16 protein-coding genes and 1 rRNA gene are annotated in these 17,829 nt (G+C 70.1%); 9 read left to right on the top strand and 8 right to left on the bottom strand.

What is annotated here, in order from left to right; genetic code table 11:
* Positions 1–33: 33 nt before the first annotated feature.
* The 3 genes from ACFVW6_RS13070 (at position 34) to ACFVW6_RS13060 (ending at position 3,490) form a co-directional block, all read left to right on the top strand.
* Positions 34–1,179, top strand: coding sequence for an acyl-CoA dehydrogenase family protein (locus tag ACFVW6_RS13070; protein ID WP_378828127.1), 1,146 nt, complete (start codon positions 34–36; stop codon positions 1,177–1,179).
* A 234-nt stretch (positions 1,180–1,413) separates the two neighbouring features.
* Positions 1,414–1,869: a DUF4254 domain-containing protein gene (locus tag ACFVW6_RS13065; RefSeq protein ID WP_355276608.1), complete on the top strand. Its 456-nt coding sequence runs from the start codon at positions 1,414–1,416 to the stop codon at positions 1,867–1,869.
* 244 nt (positions 1,870–2,113) lie between these two features.
* Positions 2,114–3,490: a metallophosphoesterase gene (locus ACFVW6_RS13060; RefSeq protein WP_378828130.1), complete on the top strand. Its 1,377-nt coding sequence runs from the start codon at positions 2,114–2,116 to the stop codon at positions 3,488–3,490.
* A gap of 1 nt (position 3,491) precedes the next feature.
* Here the strand turns inward: ACFVW6_RS13060 and ACFVW6_RS13055 are convergent, their stop codons facing one another.
* Both ACFVW6_RS13055 and ACFVW6_RS13050 read right to left on the bottom strand, forming a co-directional pair.
* Positions 3,492–4,004, bottom strand: coding sequence for an Rv3235 family protein (locus ACFVW6_RS13055; RefSeq protein ID WP_378828132.1), 513 nt, complete (start codon positions 4,002–4,004; stop codon positions 3,492–3,494).
* 84 nt (positions 4,005–4,088) lie between these two features.
* A complete protein-coding gene (locus ACFVW6_RS13050; protein WP_378828134.1) occupies positions 4,089–4,931 on the bottom strand; it encodes a DUF72 domain-containing protein in 843 nt (280 codons plus the stop codon).
* 106 nt (positions 4,932–5,037) lie between these two features.
* Here ACFVW6_RS13050 and ACFVW6_RS13045 point away from each other — a divergent pair, with 106 nt between their 5' ends.
* From ACFVW6_RS13045 to ACFVW6_RS13025, 5 genes are all read left to right on the top strand, one after another.
* Positions 5,038–6,291, top strand: coding sequence for an MFS transporter (locus ACFVW6_RS13045; RefSeq protein ID WP_378828136.1), 1,254 nt, complete (start codon positions 5,038–5,040; stop codon positions 6,289–6,291).
* On the top strand, positions 6,288–6,482 hold the full coding sequence (locus ACFVW6_RS13040; RefSeq protein WP_378828138.1) for a hypothetical protein: 195 nt from the start codon (positions 6,288–6,290) through the stop codon (positions 6,480–6,482). Before ACFVW6_RS13045 ends, ACFVW6_RS13040 begins: the two co-directional genes overlap by 4 nt.
* A 77-nt stretch (positions 6,483–6,559) precedes the next feature.
* Positions 6,560–7,105, top strand: a complete 546-nt coding sequence (locus ACFVW6_RS13035; protein ID WP_378828140.1) for a YceI family protein — start codon at positions 6,560–6,562, stop codon at positions 7,103–7,105.
* Positions 7,106–7,132: 27 nt separating this feature from the next.
* Positions 7,133–8,335 carry an Ig-like domain-containing protein gene (locus ACFVW6_RS13030; protein WP_378828143.1) on the top strand — a complete coding sequence of 401 codons (1,203 nt, stop codon included), beginning with the start codon at positions 7,133–7,135 and terminating at the stop codon, positions 8,333–8,335.
* Positions 8,336–8,469: 134 nt separating this feature from the next.
* Entirely contained in the window at positions 8,470–9,933 is a 1,464-nt protein-coding gene (locus ACFVW6_RS13025; protein ID WP_378828196.1) for an LCP family protein, read from the top strand.
* 38 nt (positions 9,934–9,971) lie between these two features.
* Here ACFVW6_RS13025 and fadD32 read toward each other — a convergent pair whose 3' ends face one another.
* Positions 9,972–11,855, bottom strand: a complete 1,884-nt coding sequence (gene fadD32 / locus ACFVW6_RS13020) for a long-chain-fatty-acid--AMP ligase FadD32 (protein WP_378828145.1) — start codon at positions 11,853–11,855, stop codon at positions 9,972–9,974.
* Between the two features lie 118 nt (positions 11,856–11,973).
* The gene (locus ACFVW6_RS13015; protein ID WP_355276591.1) at positions 11,974–13,194 is read right to left on the bottom strand and encodes a KasA/KasB family beta-ketoacyl-ACP synthase; all 1,221 of its coding nucleotides are present in this window, start codon (positions 13,192–13,194) and stop codon (positions 11,974–11,976) included.
* A 257-nt stretch (positions 13,195–13,451) separates the two neighbouring features.
* On the opposite strand from ACFVW6_RS13015, the gene ACFVW6_RS13010 reads away from it, so the two are divergent.
* Complete coding sequence (locus ACFVW6_RS13010) at positions 13,452–14,444, top strand: acyl-ACP desaturase (protein ID WP_378828148.1); 993 nt, start codon at positions 13,452–13,454, stop codon at positions 14,442–14,444.
* Between the two features lie 25 nt (positions 14,445–14,469).
* On the opposite strand, the gene ACFVW6_RS13005 is transcribed toward ACFVW6_RS13010, so the two are convergent.
* From ACFVW6_RS13005 to rrf, 4 genes are all read right to left on the bottom strand, one after another.
* Positions 14,470–15,750 carry a diguanylate cyclase domain-containing protein gene (locus ACFVW6_RS13005; protein WP_378828150.1) on the bottom strand — a complete coding sequence of 427 codons (1,281 nt, stop codon included), beginning with the start codon at positions 15,748–15,750 and terminating at the stop codon, positions 14,470–14,472.
* A 44-nt stretch (positions 15,751–15,794) separates the two neighbouring features.
* A complete protein-coding gene (locus ACFVW6_RS13000) occupies positions 15,795–16,604 on the bottom strand; it encodes an SAM-dependent methyltransferase (protein ID WP_355276585.1) in 810 nt (269 codons plus the stop codon).
* An 86-nt stretch (positions 16,605–16,690) separates the two neighbouring features.
* Entirely contained in the window at positions 16,691–17,335 is a 645-nt protein-coding gene (locus tag ACFVW6_RS12995; RefSeq protein WP_378828153.1) for a YdcF family protein, read from the bottom strand.
* Between the two features lie 196 nt (positions 17,336–17,531).
* Positions 17,532–17,648, bottom strand: a 5S ribosomal RNA gene (gene rrf, locus ACFVW6_RS12990).
* Between the last annotated feature and the right edge of the window lie 181 nt (positions 17,649–17,829).

The following is a 17,829-nucleotide window of genomic DNA, read 5'->3' as shown; positions in this document are numbered from 1 at the left end:
AGCCAGTGCTGTGCCGAGCCGTAAGGAGACTCGATGGCCGTGAACCGGTCCAGCTGGATGAACGAGGACCTGGACGCCCTGCGCGACCTCGCCCGTGCCTTCATGGCCAAGGAACTCGTCCCCAACATCGACAAGTACCGCGAGCAGCACCACGTGGACCGGGACCTGTGGAACAAGGCCGGTGAAGTGGGCCTGCTGTGCCTGTCGATCCCGGAGGAGTACGGCGGCGGTGGCGGCACCTTCGCGCACGAGGCCGTCCTCATGGAGGAGCAGGCCCGCGCGGTGGACACCTCGTGGGGCGTCAGCCTGCACAACGGCATCGTCGCCCACTACCTGCTCGCCTACGGCACCGAGGAGCAGAAGCAGCAGTGGCTGCCGAAGATGGCCAGCGGTGAGGTCGTCGGCGCGATCGCCATGACCGAGCCCGGCACCGGCTCCGACCTGCAGAGCGTCAAGGCCAAGGCCATCCGCGACGGCGACGAGTACGTCATCAACGGGTCCAAGACCTTCATCACCAACGGCGCCCAGGCCGATCTGATCATCCTGGTCGCCAAGACCGACCCCACCCAGGGCGCCTCGGGCGTCTCGCTGGTGCTGGTCGAGGCCGATCGCCCCGGTTTCCGCCGCGGCCGCGTGCTCGACAAGATCGGCCAGAAGGGCCAGGACACCTCCGAGCTGTTCTTCGAGGACGTGCGCGTCCCGGTGACCAACCTGCTCGGCACCCAGGAGGGCCAGGGCTTCATCCAGCTGATGCAGCAGCTGCCCCAGGAGCGGCTGATCGTCGCCCACGGCGCGGTCGCCGGCATGGAAGTGGCGCTGGAGCACACCCTGCGCTACACCAAGGAGCGCGAAGCGTTCGGCCGCCCGGTGTTCGGCTTCCAGAACACCAAGTTCAAGCTGGCCGAGGTCGCCACCGAAGCCCGCATCGCGCGCGTGTTCATCGACGACTGCATCGAGAAGCACCTGCGCGGTGAACTCGACATCCCCACCGTCGCCATGGCCAAGTGGTGGACCACCGACAAGGCGATGCAGATCGCCGACACCTGCCTGCAGCTGTTCGGCGGCTACGGCTACATGAACGAGTACCCGATCGCGCGGATGTGGGTCGACAACCGCGTCCAGCTGATCTACGCGGGCACCAACGAGATCATGAAGGAGATCATCGCCAGGAGCCTGTAATACTCCTGCGCACAGGTGGACTCGACCGGTCGCGACCGGCAGCGATACTGCTGCTCGCGGCCGGTTTTCGCCGTTGAGCTGCCATTTCGTGACCTATCCGGACCTGCGGCGGAGACGAATGTCCTTCGGAAGCGGTGCAAACGGGGCGACGAGGACGGTGCGGCGACAGTGGACACGGACGGCGGTTCATCGGGTGCTCCCGGACAGGAACCGGTACTGCCGGACCGTGCGCACATGATGCAGGCGGTGTGCGGGTTCGCCGGCGACGGCGATCCCGTCCTGCTCGCCGCGCACGAACTGGCCGGCCTGCACGAACGCCGCGAACAGCTCGTCCCCGGCGACACCAGCGAGATCGACTGGGCGCGGGCACGTCTGGTCTGCGAGATCGACCGGTGGGTGGTCATCCGCTCCCCGCGGCCCGACACGACGGCGCCGATGCACACCGAGAGCATCGGCGCCGTCGTCGATCGGATGGCCCACTTCGCCGCGCTCACCTATCGCGCGCTGGCCTGCGGCGCGGAGTCCGAACTGCGCGCCGCGCAGCTGCGCCTGCACGAACTGGCCTGCGGCTACGACGATCTCATCGTCGAGGTGGCCAACGGCGCGCGCAGGCTGCCCGACGGCCCCGACGGCGACGCACCGGAAAGCGGTGGCGCGCAACCAAGCCGGAACCGCCCGCGCACCGAATAACAGTCGGTGCGCTGCCCGAGACCGGCCACGGAACCGGCGCACCACAGCTCCACGGCCGCGCCCGGGTTCACACCCACCCTCCCCCAGGTCCGGCGCGGCAGACGGGCCCCGTTCTTCGGGCGGCGGGGACCGTTCCAGCTCCGGCGATTTCGCCACGACCGCGGTGGCTGACGGCCACATCGGCGTCCACGCGCGTTCAACCGGCACCCGTACCGTCCCCGGTAGACGGCGAACGGAGCTCGGCGTGGATCCTCGACTGCACACCGCATGGCTGGTCAACGCGGCTTCCGGCGCGGCGGCGGCCACCGTCCGCGCCCCGCTGGCCCGCCCGCGCGACGCGGTGCCGACGCGCGATCGCCTGGTCGCCACCGACCTCGAGGTCGTGACCGTCACCCACGACACGCTGATCCTCACCTGGACCACCCGGCGCCGCGACCGGTCCGGCATCCCGCGCCCGGCGGCCGCCGACACCGAGGTGCGGCTCGCCCCGGCCGAGGGCACCGCGGCACCGGTGCCGGTCTTCGCCGATCCCCGCCGCACCGCGTACCACTACGCCGAGGTGCGCGGGCTCGAACCCGGTCGCCGCTATCGCTTCACCGCCCACTCCGACGGTGTCCGCGCCGTCGCGGGCCGCACCTGGGTGACCCGCAGGCCCGGCACACCCGAGGTCACCGGGGTCGTGCGGACCGCGCCACCGCCGCCGGGACGGCTGCTGCGGACCATCGCGCTCGCCAACGACCTGCACTGGGGCGAGGACCGCAGCGGCCTGATCGTCGCCGGCCTGCCGCCCGGTCTGCGCCACGACGACGGCCACTACCCCGAGGTGATGGCCGACGCCCTGCTGCGCGATCTGCGGCGACCCGAACGCGCCGCCGACCACCTCGTCATCGCGGGCGATCTCACCGACAGCGGCACCGCCGAGCAGTCCGCGGGCATCCGCGCCCGCCTCGACGCCTGGGGCCGTCACGGCCGTGACTACCTCGTGTGCCGGGGCAATCACGATGTCGCGCGCGGCCGGGAGGACCACTGGGGCTGGGTCTTCCACGCCCACCAGCGCCCCACCTGCCACGAACTCGGCGGGCTGCGACTGATCGGGCTCGACACCACCCGCGGGCGCGGCGCGGGCGGCACGCTGCGCGCCCCGCAGCTGGCCCACCTGCGGGAGATCCTGGCCACCGCCCCCGACCAGCCGACGCTGATCTTCGGCCACCACCCGGTGACCCGCTATGCGGCACTGAGCAATCCGGGCGGCCCCGGCTTCGTCCTCGACCGCGCGAGCGCGCACGCCCTGCAGGCGATCTACCAGGCCGCGCCCGGCGTGTTCCTGCACCACAGCGGGCACACGCACCGGAACCGGATGAGCCGCCCCGATTCCGGCCTGGTCGAATTCCTCGAGGTCGCCGCGGTCAAGGAGTACCCGGGCGGCTACACCCTGCTGCGGATCTACGAGCACGGCTACACGGCGCACTTCCATCGCATCGCCGCGGCGGCCGCGCTGGCCTGGACCGACCGGACCCGCAGGCAGTACTTCGGCCTGCAACCCGACCACGCCCTCGGCACGCTCGCCGATCGCAATCACCGGGTGGCGCGCGACTTCTCGGGGATCGGCGCGCGCCGCTGACTCAGAACAGCCGCAACGCCACCAATCGCCACCGGTCCCGGACCGATTCGATCCGCCCCGCGACGGCGAAGGTCCGGTCGCCGCGCTGATAGGAGGCGAAGACCTCGGCGCCACCGGGATCGGCGGCGGTCACCCGCACCCGCGTCAGCGCGGCGGCCCCGAGTTCCCGGCCGGGCACCAGGTCCTGGGCGAGCATCGTGCGCACCGCGGCCAGCACCAGCGGATCGCTGACCGACCGCAGCTGGTCGACCTGCCTGCGCCGGTCGACCACCTCGAGCACGAGCCGCACCACCTGTTCGGCGAATCGCTCTGCCCCGGTACCGGATTCGACTCGGCCACGCCCGCCCTGCACGCAGGACGCGCGCACCGCCCGCCGCACCCCGTACGGCACCCCGCCGGAATGTCGGCGGCGCTGGACGGAAACCCGATGCGGCACACGCACATCCGCCCCCTGATCGGCGAGACCCGGCTCGCAATGCGGTGCCCGCGACAACGACAGTCGATCCGTAGACATCACTCGTCCCCTTCGAGTTCGCCCACCCACTCCCCAGTGCTGGCGCACAGCATGCCACGAGGGTCCGACAGGTGTGCGCGGAATTCAGAACAGGGTCATCGGCCCGTCGGGCGCCGGCGTCGGCTGTGGCGGCAGATCGGGCACGACGGCGCCGACCGCGTCGTGGAAGCGCCGGGCCAGGCCGCGCGCGGCGGCGTTGTCGGGGGTGTGCACGAAGACCGTCGGCGACCGGCCCTCGCGCAGCCACTGCGCGACGGTCTCGACCCACGGCGCCCAGCCCGCGACGGTGCGCTCCTCGTCGGCGCGACCGTGGTAGCGCACGATCGGGTACTCCGTCAGCGCCCGCATCCGCCGGGGCACCCGGGGCTTCTTCGCCCGCGCCTCGTCCTCCGACGGGTCGCCGGGCGGTCCGTCGAACAGCACCGTGGTGTCGAAGGGCACCCATTCGGCGCCGATCCGGCCCAGCACCCGTTCCAGCTGTACCGCCGCCCGCTCGTCGGTGAAGAACGCCGGATGCCGCACCTCCACCGCGCAGCGCAGGCCGCCGGGCAGCTCACGCTGGAACCGGGCCAGCGCGCCCAGGTCGGTGGGCCCGAAGGACGCGGGCAGCTGGATCCACAGCGCGTGCACCCGCGCCGCCAGCGGGGCCATCACGTCGAGGAAAGCCCACAGCTCGCCCTGCGCGTCGACGAGCCTGCGCTCGTGGGTGACGGCGCGCGGTGGCTTGAGCACGAACCGGAAATCGGGGGTCGTCTGGCGGACCCAGGACTCGACCGTCGCGGCCGACGGGGTCGCGTAGAAGGTGGTGTTGCCCTCGACGGCGCCGCAGTACCCGGCGTAGGTCCGCAGCCGCTCCCCGGGTGCGAGCTGGCGCTGCTGCCACTGTGGGTGCTGCCACATCGCACACCCGACCCGCAGCTCACGCACAGGCCGACCGTAGTACAGCGATCGGCCGCGCCTAAAATGAGACCGGTTGCCACCATTCGCCCCCGTGCGCGTCCCCCGGTGCGCGCAACGACGGAAAGGGCCTGTGATGGCGATTCTCACCAGTGAACGGCCCGGTGCTGTCACCGGCTCTCGCACCCGCGCCTGGCTCGGCGTTTCCGCGGCGATGGTCGCGATCGCCTGGGGCGGCAACGAGTTCACGCCGCTGCTGGTGATGTACAAGAGCCACGGCCTGCCGCTGACGGCGGTCGATCTGCTGCTGTTCTACTACGTCCTCGGCATCGTGCCCGCGCTGCTCATCGGCGGCCCGCTGTCGGACCGGTTCGGCCGTCGCCCGCTGATGCTGCCCGCCCCGCTGATCGCGGCCGCCGGGTCGCTGCTGCTCGCGGTGGGCGCCGCCTCGGTGCCGCTGCTGGCGGCGGGCCGGATGCTGTGCGGCGTCGCGCTCGGCCTGGCGATGGCCGTCGGCGGCAGCTGGCTCAAGGAGCTGTCCCAGCCGCCGTACGCCGCGGCGGCCGCCGGAGTCGGCGCGCGCCGCTCGGCGATGAGCCTGACCGCGGGTTTCGCCCTCGGCGCCGGGGTGGCCGGGGTGCTGGCGCAGTGGGGTCCGCTGCCCGATTCCACCGCCTATCTCGTCAACGCGGCGCTGTGCGTCGCCACCTCGGTCTGGCTGGCCAGGTCACCGGAAACGGTGACGCGGCAGCCGAACCCGGGCAGGCTGCGCGACGATCTGACGATCCCCGCCGCGGGCCATCGCCGATTCCTGCGGGTCGCGGTGCCGATCGCGCTGTGGCTGTTCACCGCCAACGCGACCGCCTACGCGGTGCTCCCGACGCTCATGCTGCCGCGCGTGCAGGGTGCCCCGATCGCCTTCTCCGCGCTGGTCACCATGGTGACGCTGGGCTGCGGATTCACGATCCAGTCGGTCGCGCGCAAGATCGACCGGCCCGGTACCGCGCGCGCCGGTGTCGTCGCCCTGGTGCTGCTCACCGCGGGCATGGTGCTGGCGTCGTGGACCGCGGCCACCCTGAGCATCCCGGTGACGCTGCTGACCGCCGTCGTGCTCGGCAGCGGCTACGGCATCGGCCTGGTGGCCGGGCTCCAGCAGATCGAGCGCATCGCGGGCCCGGGCGACCTGGCCGGGCTGAACGCGGTCTTCTACTCGGTGAGCTACCTCGGCTTCGGTGTGCCCGCCGTCCTGTCGGCCCTGCACGGCGGCTTCGGCTTCGGCTACCCGGCCATGTACCTCGTCGTCGCGCTGATCGCCGCGGCCAGCCTGGCGCTGGTCGCCGCGAACTACCGCGAGCCACGGGCGGCCGGGAGCGATACGGTCGAGCCGTGAGCGCCGACCCGATCGAGACCCTGCGGCGCTGGGCCGATTCCGGCGCGATCTGGCGGGTGGTGGCCCGGCGCGCCGACGCGGTGACCATCGGCCTGTTCGAGTGCACGGGCGGTCAGGAGGTCGACCGGTTCACCTCCACCGACCCGGCCTTGCTGCGCTTCCTCGGCGATCGCAGCAGCAGCGAGGACTGACGCGGGGTTAGGCTGGGTGCCGTCATCGCTTCACGTCACGACGGCCGTCCGGCCGGTCCGCTCAGTGAGGAGAGATCATGTCGACACCAACCACGGGATTGGCCGCGGGCACCTGGGTCATCGACCCGAGTCACTCGGCCCTGGAATTCGCCGTGCGACACCTGATGGTGAGCAAGGTGCGCGGGCGGTTCACGATCTTCTCCGGCACGCTCGTCATCCGCCCCGACGGTTCGGCCGACGCCGACGTCGAGATCCAGGTCGATTCGGTCACCACCGACAATCCGCAGCGCGACGACCACCTGGCCACCGCCGACTTCTTCGACGTGTCCCACTACCCGCTCGCCACCTTCACCGCCACCGGGTTCCGGCCCACCGGCACCGAATTCGACGTCACCGGCGATTTCACCATCCGTGGCACCACCCGCCCGGTCACCCTGGCCGTGGAGTTCCTCGGCGCGGGCCCCGGCATGACCGACGCGCCGGTCGCCGGTTTCACCGCGACCACCACCATCAACCGCCGTGATTTCGGGATCACCACCGAGATGCCGATGGCCAACGGCGGCGCCGTGATCGGCGACAAGATCACCATTTCGCTCGATGTCGAGGTCGGCCTCCAGGGCTGATCGGACACCGGGGCACAGGAGGGGCGAATGTCAGGACGTCGATTGCGGGCCGGGCTCGCCGCGGGGCTCGCGCTGCTTCTCGCGGCCTGTGGCTCCACCGATTCGGGAACCCAGTCCACCGCCCCACCCGACCCGGTCATCACCGTCGCGCCCGCGGCGGGCGCGACCGACGTCGACCCGCTGGCGCCGGTCCGGGTCAGCACCAGCGACGGCAAGCTGACCTCGGTCACCATGACCAACGAGCAGGGCCGCGCCGTCGAGGGCATCTTCACCCCCGATCAGACGGCCTGGAAGCCCGCCGAACCGCTCGGCTACGGCCACACCTACACCGTCGGCGCCGAAGCGCTCACCGTGATGGGCACCGTGGGACCGATCACCTCCTCGTTCTCGACCCTCGCGCCGAACAACCAGACGAAGGTGTACTTCCGCACCACCGGCGGCGCCGCGCTCGACCCCGCGGACAGCTACGGCGTCGGCACCGTCGTCGTCGCGCACTTCGACGAGGACGTCCCCGACCGGGCGACCGCGCAACAGCAGCTCAGCGTCACCACCGACCCACCGGTCACCGGCTCCTGGTACTGGCTCGACAACCGCAACGCGCACTGGCGCCCACAGAACTACTACACGCCCGGCACCAAGGTCACCCTGGCCGCCGACATCTACGGCAAGGATCTCGGCGGCGGCCTGTACGGCCAGGAGGACACCAGGACCAGCTTCACCATCGGCCCCTCGCACGTCTCGATCGTCGACGACAACGACAAGCAGGTGCGGGTATACGAGAACGGCACCCTGATCCGCACCATGCCCACCTCGATGGGCCGGGGCGGCAGCGAGGTCATCGGCGGCAAGACCATCACCTTCTGGACCCAGCCGGGCACCTACACCGTCATGGACAAGGCCAACCCGGTGATCATGGACTCCTCCACCTACGGCCTGCCGGTGAACTCCCGGCTCGGCTACAAGGAGACCATCGGCTGGGCGACCAGGATCAGCACCGACGGCATCTACCTGCATCAGCTCGACGACACCGTCTGGGCGCAGGGCAATACCAACGTCTCGCACGGCTGCCTCAATCTCAGCGGCGAGAACGCGAAATGGTTCTACGACTTCGCCCAGCCCGGCGACGTGGTGGAGATCCGCAACACCGGCGGCGCGCCGCTCGAGGTGTGGCAGAACGGCGACTGGAGCGTTCCGTGGGAACAGTGGCAGGCAGGTAGCGCACTGCGGTGAACCGAACACACGACACCCCGGCGCCCCCACCGCGCCGGGACACACCCGGATATGGACCACAGCGCGTCGGCCGACCGGCTCGCCACGCCGAACACCACGACCGCCGTGGCGGTTTCCGGCGCGCGGCGCTGATCATGGCCAGGATGCTCGGCGCGACGACCGCGCTCGCCGTGCTCACCGGCACCGGCCTGGCCTGGTCGGCCAAGCAGGACTTCGATTCCGGCTTCACCCATTCCACCGCGCTCGGCGAGGACGCGCCGCGCTCGGGCGGTGGTGCCGTCAACATCCTGCTGATCGGCCTGGACACCCGCAAGGATCTCGACGGCAACGACCTGCCCAAGGAGATCCTCGACCAGCTGCACGCCGGCGACGGCACCGAGGGCGGCTACAACGCGAACTCGCTGATCCTGCTGCACATCCCGGCCGACCTGAGCAAGATCGTCGCGTTCTCCATCCCGCGCGACGACTACGTCCCGGTCTCCGGCATCCCCGGCTATTCGCAGATCAAGATCAAGGAGGCCTACGGCCTGAAGAAGGCCGCGGTGCAGGCGAAGCTGATCGAGCAGGGCGAGAAGGACCCGGTGGTGCTCGAGCGGCGCGGCCGGGAGGCGGGCCGCGCGTCGATCGTGTCGACCGTGCGCAATCTGGTCGGGGTCCCGATCGATCGGTTCGCCGAGATCTCGCTGGCCGGGTTCTACGACCTGGCGACCGCGGTCGGCGGCGTCGACGTGTGCCTGAACAACGCGGTCGACGACAGCGCGTACTCCGGCGCGGTGTTCCCGGCGGGCCGTCAGCACCTGAACGGCTCCGACGCGCTGGCCTTCGTCCGGCAACGCCACGGCCTGCGCAACGGCGACCTGGATCGCACGCACCGCCAGCAGGCGTTCCTCACCTCGGTGGCCAAGTCGCTCAAGGATTCCGGCACGCTCACCAATCTGAGCAGGCTCTCGCAGCTGATGGACGTGGCGCACAAGGACGTGGTGCTCTCCGACGGCTGGAATCTGTTCGACTTCGCCCGTGAACTGGGCGCCGCGGGGTCGCTGCCGGTGGAGTTCCGCACGCTGCCGGTGGTGCGCTACGACGTGATCGACGGCCAGGACGTCAATATCGTCGACCCGGCCGCGATCAAACGGGAGGTGCGGGCGGCGTTCGGGCAGGAGGTGGCGGCGACCACGACCCCGGCGCGGACGCCGACCAGTGTCGTCGACGTGCACAATGTCGGCGGGGTGGCCGGTCAGGCCGCGACCCTGTCGGCCGCGCTGACCGCCCGCGGCTACCGGGCGGGCGAGATCGGCAACGGGACCACCGGGGACGGTCCCACCTCGGCCCTCACCTACGGCCCCGGCGCGGCCGAGGACGCCAGGGCGCTCGCCGAAACCCTCGGCGGGCTACCGGTTTCCGCGTCCGCCACCGTCGAGGAAGGCCATGTCCGCGTGGTCGTCGGCGCCGATTTCACCCTGCCCACCGAGCTGGCACCGACCACCACGACGACCACCACCCCGACGACGACCGTGCCCGGCAACTCGACGATGCCGCTGCCCGACGCGGGAAAGCCGGTGACCACCACCATCGGCAGCACCATCCCCTGCGTCAACTGATCGCGGTTCGGCCACCGGAACCCGGGGGCCGAACCGGCTCACTCCTCCGGCGCGTCCGGGTAGGCGTCCTGACGGTGCCCACCGCGCAGCGTGCCGTCCAGATAGGCCGCCTTGCAGGCCCGCCGGGCGATCTTGCCGCTCGACGTGCGCGGGATCGACCCCGCGGGCACCAGCAGCAGATCGCGGACCGTCACCCCGTGCCTGCGCGCGATCGCCGCCCGCACCGTGTCCACGATCGGCGCCGGATCGAGTTTCGCCGCGCCGGTACCGCGTTCGGCGACGACGACGAGCGCCTCGGCCATCTCGTCGGTGATCCCGCCGGCCTCGAGCACGGCCGCGGGCAGCTGCCCCGCCTGCACCGAGAACGCCGCGACGAACCCCGGCCGCAGCGCGGTGCTCGACTCCTGGGCCGAGTACTCGAGATCCTGCGGATAGTGATTGCGGCCGTCGACGATCACCAGGTCCTTCACCCGGCCGGTGATGAACAGCTCGCCGTCGTGGTACGCGCCGAAATCGCCGGTGCGCATCCACCGCGCGTCGTCGGGCGCGCCCTCGGCCCGGCTGCCGACGGGATTGCGGGCGAGCACCCGGTTGTGGAAGGTCTCCACCGTCTCCCCCGGCCTGCCCCAGTACCCGATGCCCATGTTGTCACCGTGCAGCCAGATCTCCCCGACCTCGCCCTCGCGACGCTCGATGCCGGTCTCCGGGTCGACGATCACCGCCCACTGCGACCGGGCGACATACCCGCACGACACCTGCGCGACCGCGTCGTCGGCGTGCTCGTCGACCTCCACCATCCGGCCCGCGTTGAGCTGCCCGCGATCGACGTAGACCACCCTGGCCTCGTCGTCGCGCTTGGTCGCCGACACGAACAGCGTCGCCTCGGCCATCCCGTAGCACGGCTTGATCGCGGTCTTGGACAGCCCGTACGGCGCGAACGCCTCGTTGAACTTACGCATCGAGGCCACCGACACCGGCTCGCTGCCGTTGATCAGGCCGATCACATTGGACAGATCCAGCGACTCGTCGCCCTTGGGCAGGCCACGCACCGCCGCGTGCTCGAACGCGAAGTTCGGTGCCGCCGAGTAGATCTCGGCGCCGTCGGCCTGGGCCGCCAGTTCCTTGATCCAGCGCGACGGCCTGCGTACGAACGCGCTCGGCGACATGATGGTGATGAACTTGCCGCCGATGGTCGGCAGGATCACCGTCAGCAGTCCCATGTCGTGGAACAGCGGCAGCCAGGTGACCCCGCGCGCGTTCTCGGTGATGCCGATCGCGTCGATCATCTGCAGCAGATTGGTGCCGACGGCGCGGTGGGTGATCTCCACGCCCGCGGGTACCCGGGTCGAGCCCGAGGTGTACTGCAGGTAGGCCACGCTGTCGATATTGATGTCGGGCCTGCGCCAGCGCGTGCCGACCGTGTCCGGAATCGCCTCGACCGCGATGATTCTCGGCCGCTGCGCGGCGGGCTGTTCACGGAAGAAGTTGCGGACTCCCGCCGCCGCGCTCGCGACGGTCAGCACCGCGGCGGGCTCGCAGTCGCCGAGCACCGCGTGCAGCCGGTCGCTGTGGCCCTGCTCCTCCGGATCGAACAGCGGCACCGCCACATTCCCCGCGTACACCGCCGCGAACAGCGCGACGACGTAGTCCAGGCCCTGCGGTGCCAGCACCGCCACCCGGTCACCGGGCTCGGTCACCTGCTGCAACCGCGCGGCCACCGCGCGCAGCCGGACGCCGAATTCACGCCAGGTCAGCTCCTGGTATTCCCCCTCCCGCTCCCGCGAATAGTCGATGAAGCGGTAGGCCAGATCGTCCCCGTTGGCCTCGCTGTGTTTGTCGACGAAGTCGATCAGGGTCTGGTCACCGGGAATCCGGATATTGCCCAGTTCGTCCACATAGTCGTCGAAAGTCTCGCCGATCATTCCCTATCCTTTTCAACGCACAATGCCTCGCCGAGAGGCTGAACTCGTGCAATGACGCCGAACAAAGAAGAACTCACAGGCGCCCGGCACAGTACCGGGCGCCCGCGCGTGGCAATCGTCAATACCGCCCGAAGGCGATGGCGACGTTGTGCCCGCCGAACCCGAAGGAGTTGTTCACCGCGTAGTCGATGCGGCCGCGCCTGGCCTCGCCGGAGACCACGTCCAGATCGATCTCGGGGTCCTGGTTGTCCAGGTTCAGGGTGGGCGGGACGATGCCGTCGCGCACGCTGAGCACGGTCAGCACCGCCTCGAGCGCGCCGACCGCGCCGATCGAGTGGCCCAGCGCCGACTTGGGCGCGTACACCGACGCGTGCGAGCCGATCGCCTTGCCGATCGCGTTGGCCTCGGCGGTGTCGCCGATGGGCGTCGCGGTCGCGTGCGCGTTGATGTGGGTGACGTCGGTGCGGCTGATCCCGCCGGTCTGCATGGCCCGCGTCATCGCGCGCGCCGCGCCGGTGCCCTCGGGGTCCGGTGCGACGAGGTGGAATCCGTCGGAGGTGACGCCGGCGCCGAGCAGCCGCGCGTGGATGGTCGCGCCGCGCGCCTTGGCGTGCTCCTCGGTCTCGATCACCATCATCGCGCCCGCCTCGCCGAAGACGAACCCGTCGCGGTCCTTGTCGAACGGCCGCGAGGCCGCCTTCGGATCGCCGTTGCGGGTGCTCATCGCGCGCATCTGGGTGAAGGCCGCGATCGGCACCGCCTGGATCGACCCTTCGACGCCGCCGGTGACCACCATGTCGGCGTCACCCATCACGATCATCCGCCACGCGTTGGCGATCGCCTCCGAGCCCGACGAGCAGGCCGACACCGGCGTGGAAACACCGGCGCGCGCGCCCAATTCGATGCCGACGCAGGCGGCCGGGCCGTTGGGCATGATGGCGCCCACGGTCAGCGGCGACACCTTGCGATAGCCGCCGTTGCCGAGCTTGTCGCGCGCGTAGATCAGGGATTCCGCGCCGCCGAGCCCGGTCCCGACCGAGACGCCGAGCCGGTCGCGATCCACCTCGGGACTGCCCGCGTTGCGCCACACCTCGCGGCCGAGGACCACGGCCATCTGCTCGACATAGGACAGCCTGCGCGCCTCCTCGCGGGTGAGCGAGGCGGCCGGGGAGACCTTCAGGTGGCCACCGATCCGCACCGGCAATTCGAAATCATCGATGAAGGAGTCCTCCAGGACGTCGATCCCGCTTTCGCCGTTGAGCAGACCCTTCCAGGTCGAGTCGACGTCGCCCGCGATCGACGTGGTCGCCGCCAGGCTCGTGACCACGATGTCCGTCATATTTTTCGCTCACTCTCTCTAGCTATGCCACGACTGATCGGGAACCGCTGATGGAGCTGAACTGGTGGAGCGTATATGCAGGCGCCGCGACGCGCCCAAATTCAGAAACAGGCGCTGCCGCACCGTGTCGTTCGGAGGCGCGATCCGCCGGGTCTATTGTCGGTGGGTCGCATTCGACCCAGAGCACCCGGCGACGACGGGCAACACTACCGGACCAGCGCAACTCTTGCTTTTCACTTCATGGAAAGGGCACGAGCGTGGCCAGGAACCTCACCCAACTGGAACTGCTCATCGAACTCGAACCGGTCGCCGCGAGCAACGTCGACCGGCACCTGTCGACGGCGAAGGACTGGCACCCCCACGACTACGTGCCGTGGGACGAGGGCCGCAACTTCGCCGCCATGGGCGGAATCGATTGGGACCAGGAACAATCCCAGCTCTCCGACGTCGCCAAGGCGGCGATGATCACCAACCTGCTCACCGAGGACAACCTGCCGTCCTACCACCGGGAGATCGCCGAGAACTTCTCCAAGGACGGCGCCTGGGGCACCTGGGTGGGCCGCTGGACCGCCGAGGAGAACCGGCACGGCATCGCCATCCGCGATTACCTGGTGGTGACCCGTGGCGTCGATCCGGTGGCGCTCGAGCAGGCTCGGATGATCCACATGACCAACGGCTATTCGGCGATGGCCGTCGTCGACGCCAAGGCAGGCGATACCGACATCAGGGCCGGATCCGTGGCGGGACTGCTGTATTCGGTCGCCTACGTGACCTTCCAGGAACTCGCCACCCGCGTCAGCCACCGCAACACCGGCCGCGTGTGCGACGACCCGATCGCCGACCGGCTGCTCGCCCGCATCGCGACCGACGAGAACCTGCACATGATCTTCTACCGCAATCTCTGCGAGGCCGCGCTCGACCTGGCGCCCGATCAGGCCATCGAGGCGATCAGCATCATCGTGCGTGGCTTCCAGATGCCCGGCGCCGGCATGCCCGGTTGGCGCCGCAACGGCGTCCTGATGGCCAAGCACGGCATCTACGATCTGCGCCAGCACCTGGAGGAGGTCCTGCTCCCGGTGCTGCGCAAGTGGAACGTCTTCGAACGCACCGATTTCGGCGCGCGCGGGGAGCAGGCGCGCGAGGAGCTCGCCACCTTCCTGGACCGGCTGCGCGAGGACGTCGTGCGCTTCGAGGAACAGCGCGACCGCTCACTCGCGCGGGCGGCGAACCGGGAGCGTCAGCTCACCTGAGCGGCACGGCGATCCGGCCCGGCCGCTACCGGGCCGGATCGCGGCGGCTGTCGTGCTTGTGCCGGTACATCGCGGCGTCGGCCGCGTGCACCAATTCGTCCACCGTGCCGGGTAGTTCGTCGAAGTACGCGGCGCCGATGCTCACCCCGACCGCGAGCATGTGCCCGTCCACCTCGAGCGGCGTGGTCAGCACCGACATCAGATCGTCGGCCAGCGCCGACAGCTGCGCGGACCCGGAGCACTCCTCCACCAGCACCAGGAACTCGTCACCGCCGATCCGGGCGGCCATCGCGTCCAGCGGCCGGACGGTGTCGCGCATCCGGTCGGCGACCACGCGCAGCACCCGGTCCCCGACCGTGTGCCCCCACAGGTCGTTGATCTCCTTGAAGCCGTCCAGGTCCAGATAGCAGACCCCGATCGGGGGTTCGGCGTCGGCGAGGCGGTTGAACAGGTGCGGACGGTTGGGCAGGCCGGTCAGCGCGTCGTGGTTCGCGTCGTGCCACAGGCGGTCGGCGAGCTGCTTGCGCTCGGTGACGTCGACCGCGACGCCGATCAGGAAGCGGATGTTGCCGTCGGCGTCGCGCACCGCCGACATCGACAGGTCGATGACGGTGATCTCGCCGTCGTCGTGCAGGTGCTCGGTCTCGGTGCGGAAGCTCTCGGATTCGCCGCTGACCATGCGCTGCAGTTCGACGAAGGCCTCGTTCAGATTCTGCGGGCCGAGGATGTCGGCGACCGTCCGGCCCGGCATCGTGTCCGGGGTGTGGCCGAGCATCTCGGCCATCGTCGCGTTGCAGTTCACCACCCGCCCGGTCATGTCGACCGTGCCGATACCGACCAGGGCGCCGTCGAACACCGCCTCGAAACGCGCTTCCGAGAGTGCCCGCCTGCTCTCGGATTCGCTGGCTGCCGCGAGCACCGCGGCCAGCGTCGCCTCCTGCTCGGCCAGTGCGGCGGCCCGCAGCGCCGCGGTGAAGCCCGCGGCGAAATCGGCGGCGAGGCCGATCGCGCGCTCCCTGATCTCGGGCAGGAGCGGATCGTCCGGCCCGTCGGCCGCGATCTCGACCAGGTCCCCGCAGATCACCCGGACCGAACGGCTGACCGCCGCCGGATCACGGTAGTTGGCGGCGACCAGCATCCGCGCCGTCCGCCGCGCGACATCGGGGTCCTCGCCACCGCGCGCCGCCTCCAGCAGGCCGGTGCACAGCGCCGCGAGCATCTCCTCGATCTGGGAGCGGTTGAGGGTGGGAGCCACAACGCCGTCGAGGGCATCGGCCCACCGCTGCGCCAGCTCCCACGACCCCACTACTCGTCCACCCTGTCATCTCCGAGCACCGCCGGATCGACGGCTCAGTCTCTCCGCGCGACTCCGGCCAACCCGAGCGATCGCCCCGGCTTCTCGTGCTGATCCCGCTCGGACTCCGGCCGCCACAGCGGCAGCTCGACAACCCCGGGGGAAACCATGCCCCAACCCTCGAACAACTCCACGATCGCGTCCCTGGACCGGAATTGGATGCCGACCCTGGTCTCCGTCGCGGAGTGCTCACCCAGCTTACCGGCATCCTCCGGCCGCAGCGCCGAGGTGAGATGTGAAATGGCTATGAAACTGCCCGGTGCGACCGCCTCCCGCAGCGCGGCCACCTTGCCGACCGGATCGTCGGCGTCCTGCACCAGGTGCAGCACCGCGATCAGCAGCAGCCCGACCGGCTCGTCGAAGTCGATCAGGCCCGTCTCCCCGACCTTGGCGATCAGGTCCTCGGACTTGCGCAGGTCGGCCTCGATCGCGCCGGCCCGCGCCCGGCCCGCCAGAATCGTCCGGGAGTGGACGACGGCGACCGGATCGATGTCGACATAGAGCACCCGCGCCTCGGGGTCGATCTCGTGCACGATCTCGTGGACATTGCCCGCGGTCGGAATGCCCGATCCGATGTCGAGGAACTGCCGGATGCCGGCGTCGAGCATGAACCGCACCGCCCGGCGCAGGAAGGCGCGATTGCTCAGCGCGAGCCGGGGCAGATCGGGCACGAGCTCGGTCGCCTTCTCCGCCGCCATCCGGTCGACGGCGAAATTGTGCGAGCCGCCGAGCAGCGCGTCATACATGCGCGCGGGGCTCGGTTGCTGCATATCCACGCCGTCCGGTGCCCACGCAGGCCTGTCCATCACATACCCCTGTCCGCTCGCGGCGACATCACATCCCGCGACAACGCCAGACGCATCGTAGTGCCCGCCACCGACTCAGGCGTGCCCTATCGCTCGTTTCCGGCACCGAACGGTTGCGCCCAGAGCGGCGCGACATCCGGCGTCATGGTCGCGACCACCGGAATGCCCGCGGCCATGAAATTGTCCAGCGCCCGGCGCATGTGGTCGGCGGAGGTGATGAGCACGGCCTTGTGGATGCCGAGAGCCTCCATCAGCTTCGCGGAGAACTCCGCGTTCTGCACGGTCGACCCCGCCTGGGTCTCGGCATAGATCCGGTGCCTGGCGACCCCGCGGATATTGAGCCAGTCCGCCATCACCTGCGCCTCGGTGATCCCGTTGCGCGGGTTGCCGCCGGTGACGATCACCGGGGAGGACGGTGACATGAAGGCCTGGACCAGGGCGGCGTGCAGCCGGTTGCCCAGCTCGGCCCGCATGGTGCCGTCGGGTTGCAGACCGTAGCCGAGCACCACGATCGCGGTCTCGGGTCCATAGGTGTCGGGCAGGTCGATACCGGCGACGCCGGCAATCGAATTCGCCGCGCCGGCGACACCGTCGGCGATGCCTGCCAGCGGGTCGGGCGCGGGCGCGGCGAGCGCCGGTGTGGCGGTGGCCAGCGCGCCGATCAGCGCGGCGGGCAGCACGAGGGCGGCCGCCCCGCGCCGCAGAGACTTGTGAGCGAACAACCAATCCATGGTGACCTCCCGAAGCAACGTCGCACCATGGTGACGGACCGGGCCGGTCCGCACAGACGTTTCTGAAATATTCACAGTTCGGATTGCAATCCCCCGATTCTGGGGGCACGCGGGAGCCTGGACTGCTAGCGAGAGCGGTTGTCCCACAACGCAAAAAGGCCCTCCAACCGAAGTTGGAGGGCCTTTCGCAATGATGTTCCGGCGGTGTCCTACTCTCCCACACCCTGTCGAGTGCAGTACCATCGGCGCAGGTGGCCTTAGCTTCCGGGTTCGGAATGGGACCGGGCGTTTCCCCACCGCTATAACCGCCGTAACTCTATGAAACTGTCACACAGAGAGCCACCCCAAACCCGACCCCTCAACGGGACCGAACTCGGAGAGTCTTCTCGGTGATCTGTGTGTTGTTTCAGATACCGCACAGTGGACGCGTAACACCTTCGATAGTAAGCCCTCGGCCTATTAGTACCAGTCACCTACACACATTACTGTGCTTC

The sequence above is a fragment of the Nocardia sp. NPDC058244 genome, from assembly GCF_042882065.1.
Classification (GTDB): domain Bacteria; phylum Actinomycetota; class Actinomycetes; order Mycobacteriales; family Mycobacteriaceae; genus Nocardia.
The sequence above is the reverse complement of the archived record's forward strand: the minus strand, read 5'-3'. Positions and strand labels throughout refer to the sequence as shown.